Genomic DNA, 18,017 nt, shown 5'->3' with positions numbered 1-18,017 from the left:
ATCACCGGCTGGTGGAGGACTTCCGGTCCAGGTACGGATCGGCTTCGGTCCGGATCGTCAGGCAGCTCAGAGGTATGGTGTCGACCATCGTGCCGGCGCCGTTCGGGCATCGGTAGCGGACCAGGGCCGCCCATTCGCAGGCGCCCTCGACCACTCCCGCACGGCGGGCGCCGTTCCGGTGCACCCATACCGGGTCACCCGGCCGGCACGCCTCGGCGGGCGCCGAGGCGGTCAGGTCCGGCGGGGACACGCGGGCGGAGCCCGGCTGGTACGTCTCGGTGTGGTCGCCGCTCTCGGTGGCCACGACCCAGGTGATGCCGGCCTTGTCGGTGGTCTTCGCGTGCCGCTTGGCGCTGAACATCGCCTGGTCCGCGCGTCGCAGCAGGCCGGCCAGGTCGGCGGAGCGCCCAGCCGGTGCGACGCCGATCGAGGCGGTGACGGACAGGGTGTGGCCCTTGACGTCCATCGGGGGTGCGATCGCGGCGCTCAGCGAGCCGGCCACCTCGTGCCACCATGCATCCGGGGCGTCCGCGCGCGGGGCGCGCGGCAGCGCGGCAAACTCGTCGCCGCCGAACCGGGCCACCAGATGGTCGTCGAGGCAGGCGGCCATCCGGCGGGCGACCACGCAGAGGACCTCGTCGCCGGCCTCGTGCCCGTACGTGTCGTTGATCGGCTTGAAGCCGTTGAGGTCGAGGATCAGGGCGGCCGACGAGCATTCCTCGCTGTTGAGCAGCTCGGGGGCGAGTGCGTGGAAGAGGCGGCGGTTGGCGAGCCCGGTGAGCTCGTCGTGGTCGGCCATCCATCGCAGCGAGGCGCGCTCCTGCTCCAGCTGCTGGACGTGCGCCGCGAGCTGGTCGATGCGAGCCTGCAGAGGGGCGGTTCTGGCCTCGGTCCGCAGCTCAGCCTCATCTGGCGGGACACCGCCCGGGTCGGCGGCAGGATCGAGGATCCGCATCGGCCGTCCTCTCAAAACTGCGGCGGACCAGCGGGAGCTGGCGAGTCGACTACGTGGGGTCGCCACGCTCCATAGGGGAATCATCGCAGTCGACCGGGGCGGGTGCAAGATTTCACGCCGACGACTGTCGCGGTGACAAGATGCATCGGCGACTGGTTTCGCCTACTCTAGGTGTGCATCACTTTCGTGATGAAAGAGTCCTGCGTGGACTTCAAGCACTGATGGGTGCCTCAAAGCGGGCACGGGGTGACACACCAGCCACCGATACGGTGGCCCACCAGTCACCCACAGTAAGCAACTCCGGGGGAGCGCTAATGAGGAGCGACACCGGCTGGATCATTTCCAGCAGGTCGACGGGCAACGGCGGCAGTTGCGTCGAGGCCCGCCGCCAGGACGGCGTCATCGAGGTCCGCAACAGCAAGGCACGCGAGGCCGGCACGGTGGTGTTCACGATCGAGGAGTGGGACTCGTTCCTGTTCGGCGCCAAGCGCGGCGAGTTCGACCAGCTCCTGACCGACTGATCACGGCGACTTCCGCAACGACATCGTCGATCCGCGCCGGATCGTGGTTCGCGCCAGGTGGACGGTCCACTCAGGGCAGGCGGCCTACCCCGACGTAGAAGCTGGAGCGTTCCGGCTCGTCCTTGAATTCGTCGACCATGTCCGGCTCCGGCCGCCAGGCGTTGAGCCAGACCAGACCGGGCTCGACCATCTCGAACCCGTCGAAGAACCGGACGACGTCACTCTTCTTGCGAGGAACGAGCGACGTCGTGGTCTGCTGGCGGTAGTCCTTCTGAGTCTTCTCCCACCGTCGCTCGTCGACGATCAGCTCGTCGATCGTCGCGTGCGCCACCACGAGGTGGCTGCCTGGCGCAAGGGCGGACCGGAAGGTGGTCACGATGTCGCGTACCTCGTCGGAGTCTTCGACGAAGTGCAGCACCGCGACCAGCAGCAGCGCTATCGGCTGGTCGAAGTCGAGCAGACCGCGTACCCGCGGATGGTCGAGGATGGCTTGTGGCTCACGGACGTCCGCGCGGATCGCCGTGGCGAACTGGTTGCCCTCGAGCAGTTCCAGACTCTCCGACACCGCGTGGGGGTCGATGTCCACATAGACCACCCGGGCGTCCGGCGCCACCGCCTGGACAATCTCGTGGACGTTGCCCTCGGTGGGGATACCGGAGCCGATGTCGAGAAACTGGTGCACGCCGACCGACATCAGGTAGCGAACGGCGCGGGCGAGGAACGCCCGGTTGTCCCGGGCGATCGTGCGGAGCTTCGGAGTCCGCTCCAGGAGGACCTTTGCCACCTCCCGGTCCGCCGGGAAGTTGTGGATCCCACCCAGGTAGTAGTCGTACAGTCGGGCAGCCGTGACGGGCTTCCGATGGGCGTCCTGGGCGCCGCGCCCCACGCTTGTCACGTCGTCTCCCCCGTTGCTCACCGGAACTCTCCGACCGGTACGGAATCTTTGCTGATGAGCTCGAAGATCCGCCGGTATTCCTCCACCTCGGGCTGCTCCTCCAGGTAGAGGGCACCGACGTGGGATTCGAGGTAGACCACGTCCGGATCGTTCGGGTCGTCGAACTCCAGAATCCGGAAGGCCCCGGCCATCGCCGCATGCGCCCCGACCGAGAACGGCAGCACCCGGATGTCGACCATGTCCTCACCGGACAGTCGCCTCAGATGCTCGATCTGCCCCGTCATCACCTGTTCGCCGCCGACCGGCCGGGTCAATGCTCCCTCGCCGAGCACCGTCATGAGGCGGATCGGAGGGTTGCGAGCGAAGAGCGTCTTCTGCCGCTGCATGCGGAGTTTGATGTGGCGCTCGGCGGCCTCCACGTCGACCGGCTGCTCGGCGCCGAACACGGCTCGCGCGTAGTCCGGAGTCTGCAACTCGCCGGGAACGACCTCGCCGTCGTACCCGAACATCCGGGACGCGGACGCCTCCAGGCCGACGTACAGCTTGAACCACTCGGGGATCACCGGGCTGGCGTCCCACCACTCCTGCTGGGACGTGCCCAGCGCGAGGTCGGCAAGCGCGTCAGTGATGCTCTGGTCCGCACCGTAGAGCCAGCAGAGCGCGCGTACGTTGGCCCCGGTGACCGGCACCTTGCCCGTCTCGATGCGGTGCAGCGTCGGCTCCGAGATGCCCAGCCGGGCTTCCACCACATCCCGCCGGCTCATCCCGGACGCCGTGCGCAACCGCGTCAATCGCCGCCCCAACGCCCGCCGCACGACGCGTTGGCCTGTGACCGGCACCCTTACCTCCGCCTGACCAACCCGTGTGGACGGTGACGCGCACCACAGTACCGCGTCTGATCCGTGCTCACCCGCACCGGCCCAACGTAACGGACGCGGGCGGCCGCTCAAGGCCGGCTCCGCGAGGTCGGCAGGCACAAGATCGAACGCCGGAAGACGGGCGGACAGGGACAAGAATGGCCTCCTGGCGTACGCCAGGAGGCCATTTCGCCACCGTTAGGAAACGATGCAGTTTCTGCCGTTCGGGCCGGAGCCGGTCTTGGTCGGCTCGGCGCCGGTGTTGTTACCGGTGTACAGCCAGCAGGGCGGGATGCTGCCGATGTTGTTGCCCTTCAATGTCGCGACGTCGCCGTAGTTGGTGTTGACGCCGGCGATCACCTTGCCGCTGGTCGCGGTGATGTTCTGGATGGTCACCTTGCGGGCGGCCTGGGTGGAGCAGTTGCCGCAGGAGCGGTAGAGCTTGCCGAAGTTGGAGACCTTGAAGTTCTTGATGGTCACCGAACCGCCGGCACCGCGATTGTCCTGGAACACCTTGTCCGACGCGCTCGCCGCGCTGCCGCCGTCGATCACGACGGTCGCGTTGGTGCCGCGGAAGGTGGCGGCGTCCTCACCGACATCCTGCCAGACGACGTTGGCGAGATTGCAGCTTCCGGCGCAGTGGACGCCGTCGGCGGACGGGGCGCCCAGGATGACGTTCTTCAGGGTGGCACCGGCGGCCAGGTCGAAGATCGGGTCCTGGCCCTCGTCCTGACCACCGCTACCGAGTGCGCCGGAGCCGATGTAGCGCTTCCCGCCACCGTCGAAGGTACCGGTGACCTTGATCGAAGCAGTGACCTTCACATCCGTGGCGGCTGAGGCCGAACCCACCGTCGCAATAGAGCCGGCCAGCGCTGCGGCCAGAACTGCGGCGCCGATGAGCACGCGTGGTCTTTTCATGTGGGACCTTTCTCAGGGCCTCCCGCCTTCACCGAAGGCGCGAGGGAACCAGCGTCGTCATCGCAGCGTGCGGGTCCATTTGGATGACGACGGCGGGTATGGGAGGAGGACATCCCCAACCTGCCATGTTCATCGATACTGGTCAATAAATGCGGTTTGCAGCTTTGTTGCAGGATTGCGGGTGCTGCTTACCCTTCGCGCTCTCCGCAACCTGTAGTGGTTCGACAGGCGCGGAAGGTTGCCCGATGAAGTAGACGACACTGTTGCGCTGGCTGGTCGGATGGCCAGGCAGGGGCCGCTGCCACGTCGAGGCGGTCTCCTGACAGGCCGTACCGGGCGAGTCCGGCTGGGAGGTCGTCATCTTCAGCCCGAGACGGCCTACGCGGTACCGAGGCGTACGCAGGATGCTCGTTCTCGAAGGCGTCGGCGAACTGCCAAGCAATGCAGTCGCTCGAAGCCGTTTGCGTGCGCCACCGAGAGGGCTCGATCGCCATCGCGTTCAACCCGAACGCCACGCAAGATGCCGGCGGCCGCTCAAGCCGCTCACGATCAACGCGGAAGCCGCCGCCGACGCTCTCTGGCGCATCATCGACTGCGCCCGGAAGGCTCAGCGAACATGAGGTTCGCCTTCTACGGACGCGTGTGTTCAGGCTGCTCCGCCACGCCCACCCGCGCGACAAGCCGGAGCTGTACAGCCGAATCGACCTACGGCTGACCTACCAGCCTGACCCGGGAGCAATGATCGCCGAGGTAATCACCCCGGCGAACGATCGTGTCTTTGATTGGTGTCTGAGGATCGACACAAACCAATCACCCATGGTCGCCGATCATGAACTCGACCTGATCGTAGCCTGACCGCTCGATAGTTGGACGCATTGTCCGTCATGGCCTTCCTTGCTCCTTGATCAGCGGAGCATCGGCTCGATCGTCTTCCACTGAGTTCCCCCCTGCTGGACGGAGCTGGCGGGCGAATCTACTGCCCGAGCCGATCCCGTTGTCCGCAGCAGAGTCACGGGAGTGCTTCGGGCCACCGACCGGACCGGCTCGGCGGGACCGGGCGTGGATCTCGTATCCCGGCAGCCCTCCCGCATGACCGATTCCCGACGCTTCGAGCGTCGACTCGACCATCGATTTGGGTCTATAGTCGCGCCACGCAATCGCTCATACGGGGGTGGAGCATATGCGCCATCGATTCGCAAGTCGGACCCTTTTGCCGACAGCGCTCGCCGTCCTACTCATGGTGCCGGGCTCACTGGTGCACACTCCGGCCGCCCACGCGGCCGACGACACACCGGCGCCGGCACGTCCGTGTGCCGACCTGACCGTCCCGGAGGAGAACCACGCCTCCATCCGGCTGCGCGTGGACCGGCCGGCGGTCGATGAAAAGCTCGCGGTGGACGAGCACGGCACGATCTCCGTCAACGGCATCCTGCACAAGCAAGCGACCATGGTCGACGTCTCGGACGAGGTCGTGACGGCGACGAACTTCACCATCGGCCCGCCGCCGGACGGGGTGGCCGCCTGGGCGTCCTCGTGGAGCACCAGCCTGCGCCCGCCGCACCTGGGCGTGAACGAGCTGTGCGCCCGAGCCGAGCGCGATCCCCATCGGTCCGCCCGGATCCGGCGGTCCTTCACTGTCGTCGACCTGATCCCGCCGAGCAACGTTCCCGGCCTGACGGTCGGCACCGTCACGGCGAACTCGGCCAAGGTGTCCTGGAACGCGGCGACGGACAACTACGGGCTGGCCGGATACGAGGTCACTGTCGACGGCGGAACACCGCACCGGACCGTCGTCGGTACCCGTTCGTACAGCATCACCGGGCTGGCTCCGTCCAGTCGGCACAGCGTGTCGGTGGTCGCGGTCGACCTGGCCGGCAACAGGTCGGTAACCCCGGCGACGACGTCCTTCACCACGCTGGCAGCACCGCAACCGCCGGATCCGGCCACCGGCCTGACCATCGTTCCCGAGGAGGGCCTCGCCTACGTCAGCTGGCGTCCGGATCCCGCCGGGGAGGTCAGGTACGTCGCCTATCTGGACGGTAAGCGGTTCGAGGAGTTTCTGCCGGACCGGTACTGCGTGACCGCCGCCGGCAGCCCGGCCAGCCCGTGCACGGCCCAAGACGTGATCAAGCTGCCCGTCGGGGAACTCGACGAGGCCACCCCTTACCAGATACAGATCGCGGCCCTGCGCGCGGACGGCACCCAGTCGCGGATGCTCTCCGGCACGTTCACAACGCCGCCCGCCTCGCCCATCGTGCCCATCGAGACCACCCAACTGATCGCCAGCGAAGCTTCACGGTGTGCCGGCCTGGGCGGCGACTTCTATGCGTCGCCGAGCGTGCGCGCCACGGTGCCCGTTCCGGCCGGCAGCACCCAGCTCTTCACCGGCTGCTACAAGGTCGCGAACACCAGCTGCGTGGACGCCTTCCTGCCGCCTTCCGGCAACAAGGTGATGAAGTGCGTGGACGACATCACCACATTGCTCTATGCGGTGGCGCCACCCGGCCGCGGACCGGTGATCTCAGGCATGGACGGTGTACCCGCGTCGCTGGGCACCCTGGTGCCCTCGCCGGAGAAGTTGGCGGAACCGATCACCTGGTGCATCAACGACGAAACCTGCGTCATGATCATCGAGACCGCGGTGGAGACGGCCGAGGTCGCGGAGATCGCCTCAGCGGCCCTCGCCGGCACCTCCATCCTCGTCGTGGTGGCTGCGGGCATCGGCATCGGCCTGGTGATGGGTGTCCTGCTTTCCCTCATCTTCCAGACGCCGATCGGCTTCACGAGCTTCTTCGAGTTCCCGATCGACCCCGACACCGACTTCGACACCTTCGACAAGTGGGGCGAAGACGAGGGTGAGTGGTACAACAGCGCCCAGGCCTACGCCGAGGTGGTCAAGACCACGAAACAGTTGACGGAATCGGAGAGCCTGCCCTTCGCCTGGGACGACGCCAAGAGCCAGCTCCTCAAGCGACAGATCGACTCGGCCTGCTCGGCCCAGCACGGCACCCTCGCATCGGCCGGGTGCGACGAGAACACGATCGTGTACGTGCCGGGCGGCACGAACCGCCGGTACGAGCCCATGCTGGAAACCGGCAGGCACATCGTGACGGCCCTGGGTGACGGAGGCTTCCCGGTCCCGGAGCGGGCTCCATGGTTCTATCCCGCACGCAGCAAGGGCGGCGCGGCCGCTGACCGGGCGGGCTACGACCACACCTGGTACAACACTGTCGAGAAGTTCAAGCCGAACGAGTGCGATCTCAACAACAACTTGACGACCTGCGACGAGTTCCCGTTCTTCAGCACGAACCAAGCGGTCGACCTGTCCGGCACCCGGGCGTCCCTGAAACTGGTCCCCCGGGAGGAACAGGACCCCCAGATGTGGGACATCGGTGGATTCTATGGAAAGTGTCGGGTGAAGGACGACGACAAGTTCATCGTCCTGCCGGTGAAGCCGTGGGTCGAGGCCAAGGGCCCCAGCTTCGCATTCAAGATCGAAGCAGGCGGTACCAGCCTGTGCATGGCGCCGAAGCGGCCAGAGCCGAAGCCCAACTGATGCTCGACGACATGCGCGTTCTCCGTGCGGCGGCCCGGGACTACCGGACCGCCGCCACGGCGGCGGGTCTGAGGTGGCCGGACCACTCCGCTCCGTCGGATGGTCCGCCGCCGGACGTGGTGTACCGGCTCTTCGACGTCGACCACGTCGCCGATCAGCTGACCTGGCTGCAGTCGCAGGGATGGGACTCGAGCCCGCTGTTCCCCCACGGTGGCGTGCTCCTGCCCTGGCCGTCCGACGCCACTGCGGGCGCGTCGCTCACCGATCTCGCCGGCTCGGTCGGCACCCCGTTTCCGTGGCGGCGCCAGATGCCACTCTTCCGCTTCAGCGTCGTGGTGTTCACCTTCGTCCTCGAGGGCGACCACGAGGGCGAGATCTGGCGCTACGAGATCGGGCCGGACTACTGGGACACTGTCCGTGCCGCTCCCAGCCTGGCCGGCCTGCTCACCGAATGGACGAAGGGCCTCGAGGCCGGCGTCGTCTTCCACCGGCAGCGCGACGACTGGCTCGTCGTCGGCGACCGCACCGGCGTTCCGCCCGCGTTCAAGGTGCTGCGGGAACGGGCCCCGGACCTCGACCCGATGGCGTTCCCGGTCACTTTGACTCTGGAGCCGCTGCTGCGCCGGCGACAGCTCGAATGCGGTGTCGACCTGGACTGCATCGAGCGTGGCTTCGACTGTCAGGAAGAACTGCTCGCCGAGGTCGACGCCGTCCGCGCATCTCTCGGTGTCTGACCCCGGCTCACTGCCCCGGGGACACGCCCGCACCGAGGCACCTGCCGGCCGACACGAGCCGGCCGGGTCGCGGTCATCGCCCTGCTGATCGGCGTGGCGCTCGTGGCGGGGCGATGGTCGTCCGCCGCCGAACGGCCTGAGGAGGGCGACCTGCAGAACGGTACGAACGGGACCCGACGCTTCCGGATGCGCCAGTCGATGGCCGGCGACTACGGTGGCTCCATGCCGGTCGGAGTCGACAGACCCGGTGCGGGCCGGGCCACCGGCGGCCGGCATCCAGGTGGCGCCGCGCCCGTACCGGTGGTGCTGGAGGACCGACCATGCACACCGAGGACATCGCGCTCGACCGGCTGATCCGGGCCCTGCGCGACCGCATCCGGCCGGCGCTGACCCGGCCGGTCGGCACGCTGGAGGTCGCCGCCTGGGACGTCGGCGGCGAGCCGGTGGGCGCGGCGACCGGGCTGCGGGCGCCGTACCGGCCGTTCGCGATCGGGCAGCCGTGGGGCCGGCCGTGGGACACCACGTGGTTCCGGGTGCGCGCCACCGTCCCCGACCCGCCCCCGGGCGACCTGGAACTGGTCGTCGACCTCGGCTGGCGGGACGACTCGATGCCCGGCTTCCAGGCCGAGGCACTGGCGTACGACGCGGACGGCACCGTCCTCAAGGCTGTCCAGCCGCGCAACAACTGGGTCCCGGTCCGGGGCCCGGACGTCGAGGTCTTCCTGGAAGCCGCGGCCAATCCACAGTTCTTCGGCGCCCACATCGAGCAGTTCCGGCCAACTCCGCTCGGTGATGTGCACACCGCCGGCAACGAACCGCTGTACACGCTGGCCGCCGCGGCGGTGGTGGTCCGCGACGCCGCGGTGGCCGGCTTGATCGCCGATCTCGAACTCGTCGCCGGCCTGATCGCCGAACCGGCGGTGGACTCGACCCTGCGGGCAGTCGCCACGCGTGCTCTGCAACGGGCGATCGACACGCTCGACGCGCGCGGACTCGACGTACCGGCCGTCCGGGAGCCGCTGGCGGTGGTGCTGGACTCCCCCGCCGACGGGCACCCGCACCGGATCTCGGCGACCGGGCACGCCCACATCGATTCGGCCTGGCTGTGGCCGCTGCGCGAGACCCGCCGCAAGGTGGCCCGCACGGTGGCGAACGTGCTGCAGCTCATGGACGCCGGCCACGACCTGGTCCATGTGATGTCGGCGGCGCAGCACTGGGAATGGCTGCGCGAGGACCATCCGGCGCTGTTCGAGCGGGCCCGCGAGCGGGTGGCCGAGGGGCGGTTCGTGCCGGTCGGCGGGATGTGGGTCGAGTCCGACACGGTGCTGCCCGGCGGCGAGGCGATGGTCCGGCAGTTCACCGAGGGCCAGCGGTACTTCCTCGAGCACTTCGGCACCACCTCGCGGGTGGCCTGGCTGCCGGACTCGTTCGGCTACTCGGGGGCGCTGCCGCAGATCGTCCGGCAGGCCGGCATCGAGTACTTCCTCACCCAGAAGATCTCCTGGAACCGGGTCAACCGCTTCCCGCACCACACCCTGCACTGGGTCGGCATCGACGGGACCGGCGTGTTCACCCACTTCCCGCCGGCCGACACCTACAACGGTGAGCTGACCGCCAAGGAGCTGATCTACACCGCGGAGAACTTCCGGGAGAAGGGCGCGGCGTCGCGCTCGCTGATCCCGTTCGGCTTCGGCGACGGCGGCGGCGGACCGACCCGGGAGATGCTGGCCCGCGCGGCGCGGGCCGCGGACCAGCAGGGCCTTCCCCGGGTACGGGTGGAGACGCCGGAGGCCTTCTTCGACGCGGCTCGGGCCGAGTACCCCGATCCGCCCCAGTGGTTCGGGGAGCTGTACCTGGAGCTGCACCGCGGCACCCTCACCTCGCAGGCGGCGATGAAGCGGGGCAACCGCCGGGCCGAGCACCTGCTGCGCGCGGCGGAGCTGTGGGCGACCACCGCCATGGTCACCGGGGCGGCGGCGTACCCGTACGACGCATTGCGCGCCGCGTGGCGCACCGTGCTGCTGCACCAGTTCCACGACATCCTGCCGGGGTCCTCGATCCGCTGGGTGCACCGCGCGGCCCGGCAGACCTACGAGCAGCTCATCCGCACGCTGGAGGAGCTGATCGGCGCCGCGCAGACGGCGCTGGCCGGGGACGGAACGGCGCCGGTGACCTTCAACGCGGCGCCGGTCGAGATCGCCGGGACGCCGGCCGGCGGGGCCCGGCTGGGTCCGGCGGTCACGTATCCGGCGGCGACGGTTCACGGGCTGACGCTGACGTCGGAGACCACCGCGGTGACGCTGGCGACGGACGGCACCATCACGTCCGTACGGGATCTGGCCACCGGCACCGAGGCGATCGCCCCCGGCGGACGCGCGGGGCTGCTGCAACTGCACCCGGACTACCCCGCGCACTGGGACGCCTGGGACGTGGACCGGCACTATCGCGCGAGCGTCACCGACGTGACGGACGTGCAGTCGCTCGAAGTGTCGGTGACCGAGGACGGCGCGGCCCGTGCGGTGATCGAGCGTCGGTTCGCGTCCTCGGCGGTCCGGCAGACGGTGACCGTACGGCCTGGGCAGCCGGGCGTCGAGATCGTACTGGAGGTGGACTGGCACGAGCAGCAGCGACTGCTGAAACTCGGCTTCGACGTGGACGTGCACGCCGAACGCGCCCGGTTCGAGACCCAGTTCGGGCACGTGACCCGTCCGACGCACGAGAACACGTCCTGGGACGCCGCCCGCTTCGAGGTCGCCGCCCACCGATGGGTGCACGTGGGCGAGCCGGTCGGGGTGGCGCTGGCCAACGACGCCACGTACGGCCACGAGGTCCGCCGGGTGGCCCGGCACGGCGGCGGCATGGCGACGTCGCTGCGGGCCACGCTGGTCCGCGGGCCGCAGTTCCCCGACCCGCAGACCGACCAGGGCCGGCACGAGTTCCGTTTCCACCTGCTGGCGGCGGCCACCGTGGCCGACGCGGTGGCGGCCGGCTACCGGCTCAACCTGCCGCCGGTCGAGCGCCCCGGCGTGGCGGCGGTCGAACCCCTGGTCCGGCTGGAGGGCGACGCCAACGTGCTGATCGAGGCCGTGAAACCGGCCGACGACCGCTCCGGCGACGTGGTCGTGCGGCTCTACGAGAGCCACGGCGTACCGGGCCGGGTGACGCTGCGGACGGCGTTCCCCACCGCGGGCCTGAGCCTGACCGACCTGCTCGAGCGGCACGTCGCGGACACCGGCCCCGAACTGCGGCTGCGCCCCTTCCAGATCGTCACCGTCCGCCTCAGGCGGTGAGCCGGCGCGCGGACGATCATCGACCACGCCCGCGAGCGTCCCGTTCTGTACTTGATGGTTCTGCCCGCTGGCGTCCGCCCGGCCGCCAGCTCGTCGCAACTGAACTGGCGCACCGTCGGGTGGTTCACGGTGTGATGGTCACCCAGGGGGCGGGATCTCGGTTGAGTTGCCCGCTTGGATCATGATGAATCGGTGAATCTGCGCCGTTCAGCCAGCTCCCGGGCGATCGCGGTGGTTTCCGCGGCGTTGATGGTGGGATTCGCCGGTTATCTGGTGAGCCTGCAAGTCACTGTCGACGGCTCGGTGTACGGGCGGCTCTGGAGTGGAGCGGGCACGCTGATCGCCCTGCTCATGGCGGCCGGCATTCTCTGGTATGCGCTGCAGCCGTTTCAGGTTGCCGCCGACCGGGACGGCTGGACGGTGCGGATCGGCCGGTATCGACGTGAGCTGCGATGGGCCGAGATCTCAGCGGTGGTGATCAAGAACCGGGAAGTGGAGGGGCGGGGTCACCGGGTAATTCCCGCGCTCTACCTAGTGCTCGAACCGAACGTCAGCCTGGACGCCCCGAGCGACCTGCGGGCCACCGTGGACGGCCGGCCAGCGGTGCGGCTGTTCGACCTGGCCGAGCCGAAGATCGAGGAAAGGCAGTTCGTCCGCGACCTCGCGAACTTGGCCGGTGACCGCCTCGAAGTCCGGGTCTACCGCCTCAGCCTGGTGCTGCTGAGCGAAAACGCCCGCGAACGACTCCACGGAAATGCCGGGGAACGGCCGGCCGGCGGGACAGCTCTGCCCGCCTTCCCGCCCGGCGCGGAGGGCCTGCGGACGCAGCGCTGGATGAACCGGCGGCGCTTCCTGCTGTTCCTGAGCTGGTACCTGTTCGCCGTCGTTCCCGCGCTGCTGCTCACCGGCTTCGCAGCCCGGCAACACGAGCTGCTCGGCGCCACGGTCGCCGTGCTGGGCCTGCTCGCGGTCGTCGCCGCATACGCCCAGTTCGTCACGCTGTTCAGCCATGCCGGCATCCTCGTCGACTCCGAGTTCACGATCTCCGGCACGGAACTGGTGTGGGTGAACGGCGACCGCACCTACCGCGACGACATGCACGACGGCAAAGCCGTCGTGCTGCCGCCGCGGACAAAGCGGGGCTACGGCAAGGCATGGCTGCTCGGCTTCCCGCACCCCGTGGTACTGCTCGGCGATCCGCGGACCGGACGGCTGCGCGACCACCACGACCTGCGCGCCGTGTCGGCGGTGCTACGTGAATCACCTCATGAGACCGACCGGTCCGCCGCGCGGGACCTCGACAGCCTCGCCGTGCAGGCCCAGGTCGGCAACCCGGCGGAGCCGGGCGATGCCGCAAACGCCAACCTGTGGATCTCGCTGACCAAGACCGGCCGCGTCCTGGCCTGGGCCGTCGTCGTGGGTTCCGTCCTACTGGCCGGCGGCTGGATGCTGGAGAGCACCCGATACCTCGGCGGCGCGGTGATCTTTCTCAGCGTTCCCCTGGCCACCGGGTGGGCGGCATACGCGCTCTACCGCGTATTCGCCCTACTCGACGCTGCGTGGCAAGCAGTCCGCAAGAGATGAGCCGCTGGGCCCCACCGGATCACCGCGCTGCTCGGGAGATCAATGCGGCGAAGCAAGCGCTCTGACCGCTGGACGCATCGAGGCTTCGTGCCCGCCCGCCCGCCGGGCGAGCGTCCGGCCGGTCGCTGGCGTGATCGATACGCGATCGTCCGATGCGTCTTCGCGGCGGCCCGTCGGACGAGCGAAGGCTCGTACGCTATCCGGCTGGACGACTCTCCGTCGATCAGCCGCAGCACCGTCCGGACCAAGCGCCGGTGGCCCGACGGCGCAGTGGGCCCACTCCGTTTGACGGACATCCAGGATCAGGAGACCTGGGGTCTCGGGAAGGATGTACACCATCATGGAGAGCCTGGGTAAGGAACGACCTCGGCCGCGGCGGGTGCAGGGCCATGCTGGCGTCACTGCACCGTACGGCGCGACGGTTGCGGGACGACGGCGTCCCCGTCACCGTCCTGTCGTCCAGGACCACCACGCGCAACGTTCCCTGCCAGATCCTCGATCTTGCCGGCAGCGCCGGCGCAGACATGCTGGTCGTCGGTAACAGCGGGCACGGATCAGTGGTCAACTTCCTGCTCGGCAGTGTCGCCACCCAGCTGCTCCGGCTCTCGCCGTTACCCATCCTCACAGTGCCGTCCGTCGCCCGCGCACAGCCGCCGGCCGAGATATCGCACGGCTGGACGGCCGCCGGTGCAAGACTGGTCATGCCCCACGTCCCACTCGGCGGTCCATCAGTTGCCGTCAGGCGCACCTGAGCTTGCCGCGGGTGCCGGTGGTGGGCCAGATTGGAAGTCATGACCGGCATCGCGGGCACCCGTACCCAGAACCATCTCGAGGCCACCCGGCTCGGCGGAGCCACGACGGTTCTCACCGACGACCAGGTACGCGCCTTCGTCGGCCGCCAGCTGGCCGGCGTCGACCTCGACGGGCGCAGCGTCTGCATCCTGGTCCCGGACGGCACCCGGACCTGTCCGCTGCCCCTGCTGCTGGGCGCGGTCCACCAGGCGCTCTCCGGGCGGGTGAGCCGGATGACGACCCTCATCGCGCTGGGCACCCACCAGCCGATGACCGACGCGGCGATCGCCCGGCACCTCGGGTTCAAAGAGGGAGCGCTCGATGCGACCTATCCCGGTATGACCGTCCTCAACCACGAGTGGTGGCGGCCCGAGACCTTCGCCGACCTGGGTACGATCCCCGCCGCCCGGCTCGCGGAGCTGTCCGAGGGGCGGCTGAGCATGGACGTACGGGTGCTGCTCAACAAGGCTGTCGTGGAGCACGACGTCGCCCTGGTCGTCGGGCCGGTCCTGCCCCACGAGGTGGTCGGCATCTCCGGCGGCAACAAGTACTTCTTCCCCGGGGTGGCCGGCCAGGAGATCATCGACGTCTCGCACTGGATCGGTGCCCTCATCACCTCGGCCGAGATCATCGGCACGACCACGGTCACCCCCGTCCGCGCGCTGATCAACGAGGGTGCTGCGCGCGTACCGGCGGAGAAGTTGTCCTTCTGCGTCGTCGGCGAAGCCGGCAGCCTGGCCCTGCACTCCATCTCGTTCGGTGACACCATCTCCGCCTGGGCGGACGCCGCGGAGGTGTGCGCCGCGACCCATGTGCACTACCTCGACGAACCGGTACACCGGGTGATCTCGCTCGTGCCGGAGATGTACGAGGACATCTGGACCGGCGCCAAGGGCTTCTACAAGCTCGAACCGGCCGTGGCCGACGGTGGTGAGGTCATCCTCTACGCGCCGCACATCACCGAGATCTCGACGAGTCACCCCGAGATCAACGAGATCGGTTACCACTGCCGCGACTACTTCGTGAAGCAGTGGGACCGCTTCAAGCACATCCACTGGGGCACCCTGGCCCATTCCACCCACCTGCGCGGCGCGGGCACCTACGACCCGGAGACCGGCGAGGAACGCCTACGGGTACAGGTGACCCTGGCGACCCGGATCCCGCCGGAGGTCTGCCACGCCGCGAACCTGGGCTACCTGGATCCGGACTCCATCGATCTGCCTGCGGAGATCGCCGCGGGCAGCTTCGTCGTGCCCGACGCCGGCGAGGTCCTGTTCCGGCTGCGGTGAGCCCCGGATGCCGGGAGCCGTGCCGTAACGGATCACCGCGCGGAAGCTTGATCGTTCCTGCGGTCGTCGGCCAGTTCGTCGACCACGAGCAGGTCCTTCCTGACCTGTCCGGCCCGGTACACCGCACGGCCCACCATGTGCGCGGCGACCGGGGGTAGGCGTCGACGGCTCGCCGGAGTCCGACGATGCCCTCCGGTACGGGCGATCAACGCATGGCACCCGAGCGGCACGCCGCAGGAGGTCGAGCGACTCTCGGCGCTGCGCTCCGTGGCCGAACTCCGCACGGCCCTGCTGCAGGAGGTCACCTCCGGCGTGCAGGACGTGGTGGCACGCGTGGGCGCTGCGGATGTCACCGTGACCTCCCAGGTCCTGTACGGCGACCCGGCCCGGATGCTGATCGAGGAGTCGCGCGGGAGAAACCCTGCGGGAAAGCATTCGGCGGGCCTCGGTCGACGCCGACCGGCCCGATGTCGAGCTGTGGCTGGTCGAGGGTGTCCACCCAGTGCCTCACCCAGTCACCGTGTCCGGTGGTCGTGATCCGCGACCCTGAGTCGGCGAGCTGACCGGTCCCCCGTCGATCTCAACCCGCGAACAAGCGGACCGGCTGACCTTCGACGCCCACGTCGGCGCGAAAGAGCGACCCGGCCAGCGGGTCGTCGCGGGTGTCGACGTTCTCCTGCGACGTGGTGATGAACAGTTGGTCGAGGCGTTCGCCGCCGAAGGTGCAGGCGGTCACCTTCCGCGCCGGCACCTCCAGCTTGTCGTCGAGTACGCCGCCGGGGCTGTAGCGGTAGACGGCGCCGCCGTTGGAGACCGCGGTCCACACCCCGCCGTCGGCATCGACGGTCAGCCCGTCGGGGCGGCCGCCGTCGGGCAGCTCGGCGAACGTGCGCCGGTTCGTCAGTCCGGCCCGGGCGTCGTAGTCGAACACCGAGATGGCACAGGTGGCGGTGTCGTTGTAGTAGACCCGTGAGCCGTCCGGGCTCCATTCCAGTCCGTTGGACACGGTGACCCGGTCCAGCACGATCCGCACGGATCCGTCGGGCGCGAGCCGGTAGACGGCGGCCGCGCCGGGTGACTGGTCGTAGGCCATGGATCCACAGTAGAAATTGCCGTCCGGGTCGCAGCCGCCCTCGTTCATCCGTACCCGGGCGTCGGTCCACAGGTGCGGCAGCGCCGTCAGCGTCCCGTCGGGATCCTCCAGGGCGAACCCTCGTTTCACGCCTATGACCGCGCCACCGCCGGCGCGTGGCCGCAGCGCCGCGGCCACCTCTCCGACGTGGCGGCGTGACAGGGAGCCGTCCTCCGCGAGGCTCATGACATCGCCGGCCAGCATGTCGACGAACCGCAGCCCACCCCAGCCGGGATACCACACCGGGCCCTCGGCATGGTAAGCGACGGGGTCTGTCAGCTGCTCTACCCTCATCCGTCCTCCTGGAGTTCAACTCGCCGTGGTCGTCGTGCTCTGTTCGTCTTCGATTCCCGCGACCATCATGACGTCGGCGGCGACCATCCGGATGCCGGCGTACGCGTCGGCGAGCGCGGACTGGGCCGGCACCTCACCGCCGTGCTCGACCAGCCACCTGGCCAGCTCGTCGGCACGCTCGGCGACGCTCTGCCGAACCGACCGGTCCCCCGGGTCCGCGGCAAGACCTTCGAGCTCGCCGGCCAGTTGCCGGATGATGGCCGCCAGCGGGAAACGCTGCGGGCCGTCGACGGCTATGGCGGTACGGGTGAGCATGAGGCAGCTGCCGACCAGCAGATCAAGGTGGTCCGCACGTTCCCGTTCGGTCACGACCGGCCCGGCCCGGCGCCGCCAGGGGAACGCGTGCCGGATGATCCGTGCGCTGGCCGCTCGGGAGGTGCTGAGCTCCGCCAGATCGTCCCGCAGGTTCCGCAGCTTCGTGGTGGCGGCTGTCGCGCGCTGCCGGTCACCCTGTTCCACCGCGTCAGCGGTCATCCGGAGACCGTCCGTGAGGCTCGACAGCACCTTCGCCTGCGCGCGCCTGAGCAGCCGCAGCGGCTCCGGCGGGAACAACACCTGACTGAACGTCAGCGCGACCACGCCGCCGATCGCGGCATCCGCCAGACGATCCCAGCCCTGCTCCGGGTGGCCCAGGACGGTGACCAGGATCGCGCTGACCGCCGCCTGCGCCCGCAGGATCCGGGCGCCGCCCACCGCGGCGGCGACCAGCATGGCCACGAAGATCGACGCCGCCAGGGTCCAGACGCCGCCGCCGGCCAGCCAGAACGCCGCCTCGGCCACCAGCACTCCGATCAGCACGCCGAACAGCATGTGCACGACGTTCGAGCCGCGTCGTCCCAGCGCGACGTTCAACCCGATGACTGCCGCGATCGGCGCGAAGAGCGGGTCCGCGTGATGGGCGATCCGTACGGCGATCAGCCACGCGATGACCGCCGCGACACTCTGCTGCGCGACCGGCCAGGCGACGCCCGTCCACCGCTGAGGCGGCGTCCACCTCATCGGATCCGCCCCTTACCGGTGCGCCGGTGGCCGGTGGCTCACCCGGGCCAGACCCAGTCCGCGACCGCCGGCATGTCGGCGCCGTGCTCGCGGGTGTAGGTGCGGGCGGCCAGCCGAGCGTCGACCATGTCCTGCCGCAGA

General features: G+C 69.3%; 14 protein-coding genes. 8 read left to right on the top strand and 6 right to left on the bottom strand.

The features are described 5' to 3' along the window. Position 1: 1 nt before the first annotated feature. Positions 2 to 955: a GGDEF domain-containing protein gene (locus Ani05nite_RS02290; protein ID WP_203763870.1), complete on the bottom strand. Its 954-nt coding sequence runs from the start codon at positions 953 to 955 to the stop codon at positions 2 to 4. A gap of 314 nt (positions 956 to 1,269) precedes the next feature. Here Ani05nite_RS02290 and Ani05nite_RS02285 point away from each other — a divergent pair, with 314 nt between their 5' ends. Further along, positions 1,270 to 1,476, top strand: a complete 207-nt coding sequence (locus Ani05nite_RS02285; protein ID WP_203763868.1) for a DUF397 domain-containing protein — start codon at positions 1,270 to 1,272, stop codon at positions 1,474 to 1,476. 70 nt (positions 1,477 to 1,546) lie between these two features. On the opposite strand, the gene Ani05nite_RS02280 is transcribed toward Ani05nite_RS02285, so the two are convergent. From Ani05nite_RS02280 to Ani05nite_RS02270, 3 genes are read right to left on the bottom strand one after another with little or no spacing between them, the layout of a single operon-like run. Continuing rightward, the gene (locus tag Ani05nite_RS02280) at positions 1,547 to 2,371 is read right to left on the bottom strand and encodes an SAM-dependent methyltransferase (protein ID WP_203764953.1); all 825 of its coding nucleotides are present in this window, start codon (positions 2,369 to 2,371) and stop codon (positions 1,547 to 1,549) included. A gap of 17 nt (positions 2,372 to 2,388) precedes the next feature. Continuing rightward, the gene (locus Ani05nite_RS02275; protein ID WP_203763865.1) at positions 2,389 to 3,384 is read right to left on the bottom strand and encodes a helix-turn-helix domain-containing protein; all 996 of its coding nucleotides are present in this window, start codon (positions 3,382 to 3,384) and stop codon (positions 2,389 to 2,391) included. A gap of 42 nt (positions 3,385 to 3,426) precedes the next feature. After that, a complete protein-coding gene (locus Ani05nite_RS02270) occupies positions 3,427 to 4,131 on the bottom strand; it encodes a pectate lyase (protein ID WP_239129123.1) in 705 nt (234 codons plus the stop codon). Positions 4,132 to 4,587: 456 nt separating this feature from the next. On the opposite strand from Ani05nite_RS02270, the gene Ani05nite_RS02265 reads away from it, so the two are divergent. The 7 genes from Ani05nite_RS02265 to Ani05nite_RS02235 all read left to right on the top strand — a co-directional run bounded on the left by Ani05nite_RS02265 (position 4,588) and on the right by Ani05nite_RS02235 (position 15,391). Beyond that, entirely contained in the window at positions 4,588 to 5,001 is a 414-nt protein-coding gene (locus tag Ani05nite_RS02265; protein ID WP_203763860.1) for a hypothetical protein, read from the top strand. Between the two features lie 325 nt (positions 5,002 to 5,326). Next, positions 5,327 to 7,702 (top strand): NucA/NucB deoxyribonuclease domain-containing protein, encoded by a 2,376-nt coding sequence (locus tag Ani05nite_RS02260; protein ID WP_203763858.1) that lies wholly within the window; start codon positions 5,327 to 5,329, stop codon positions 7,700 to 7,702. Positions 7,703 to 7,713: 11 nt separating this feature from the next. Then, positions 7,714 to 8,436, top strand: coding sequence for a hypothetical protein (locus tag Ani05nite_RS02255; RefSeq protein WP_239129121.1), 723 nt, complete (start codon positions 7,714 to 7,716; stop codon positions 8,434 to 8,436). 320 nt (positions 8,437 to 8,756) lie between these two features. Continuing rightward, positions 8,757 to 11,726: an alpha-mannosidase gene (locus Ani05nite_RS02250; RefSeq protein ID WP_203763837.1), complete on the top strand. Its 2,970-nt coding sequence runs from the start codon at positions 8,757 to 8,759 to the stop codon at positions 11,724 to 11,726. Positions 11,727 to 11,918: 192 nt separating this feature from the next. Beyond that, a complete protein-coding gene (locus Ani05nite_RS02245; RefSeq protein ID WP_203763834.1) occupies positions 11,919 to 13,310 on the top strand; it encodes a hypothetical protein in 1,392 nt (463 codons plus the stop codon). Positions 13,311 to 13,699: 389 nt separating this feature from the next. Next, positions 13,700 to 14,062, top strand: coding sequence for a universal stress protein (locus Ani05nite_RS02240; protein WP_203763831.1), 363 nt, complete (start codon positions 13,700 to 13,702; stop codon positions 14,060 to 14,062). Positions 14,063 to 14,101: 39 nt separating this feature from the next. Continuing rightward, positions 14,102 to 15,391 (top strand): lactate racemase domain-containing protein, encoded by a 1,290-nt coding sequence (locus tag Ani05nite_RS02235; RefSeq protein WP_203763827.1) that lies wholly within the window; start codon positions 14,102 to 14,104, stop codon positions 15,389 to 15,391. A 580-nt stretch (positions 15,392 to 15,971) separates the two neighbouring features. Here the strand turns inward: Ani05nite_RS02235 and Ani05nite_RS02230 are convergent. Beyond that, entirely contained in the window at positions 15,972 to 16,817 is an 846-nt protein-coding gene (locus Ani05nite_RS02230) for an SMP-30/gluconolactonase/LRE family protein (protein WP_203763824.1), read from the bottom strand. A gap of 15 nt (positions 16,818 to 16,832) precedes the next feature. Further along, positions 16,833 to 17,876 (bottom strand): FUSC family protein, encoded by a 1,044-nt coding sequence (locus tag Ani05nite_RS02225; RefSeq protein WP_203763821.1) that lies wholly within the window; start codon positions 17,874 to 17,876, stop codon positions 16,833 to 16,835. Positions 17,877 to 18,017: the final 141 nt, after the last annotated feature.

It is taken from the genome of Actinoplanes nipponensis (assembly GCF_016862275.1).
GTDB lineage: Bacteria > Actinomycetota > Actinomycetes > Mycobacteriales > Micromonosporaceae > Actinoplanes > Actinoplanes nipponensis.
Note: the sequence above shows the minus strand (reverse complement) of the source record. Positions and strands in the feature narration are given on the sequence as shown.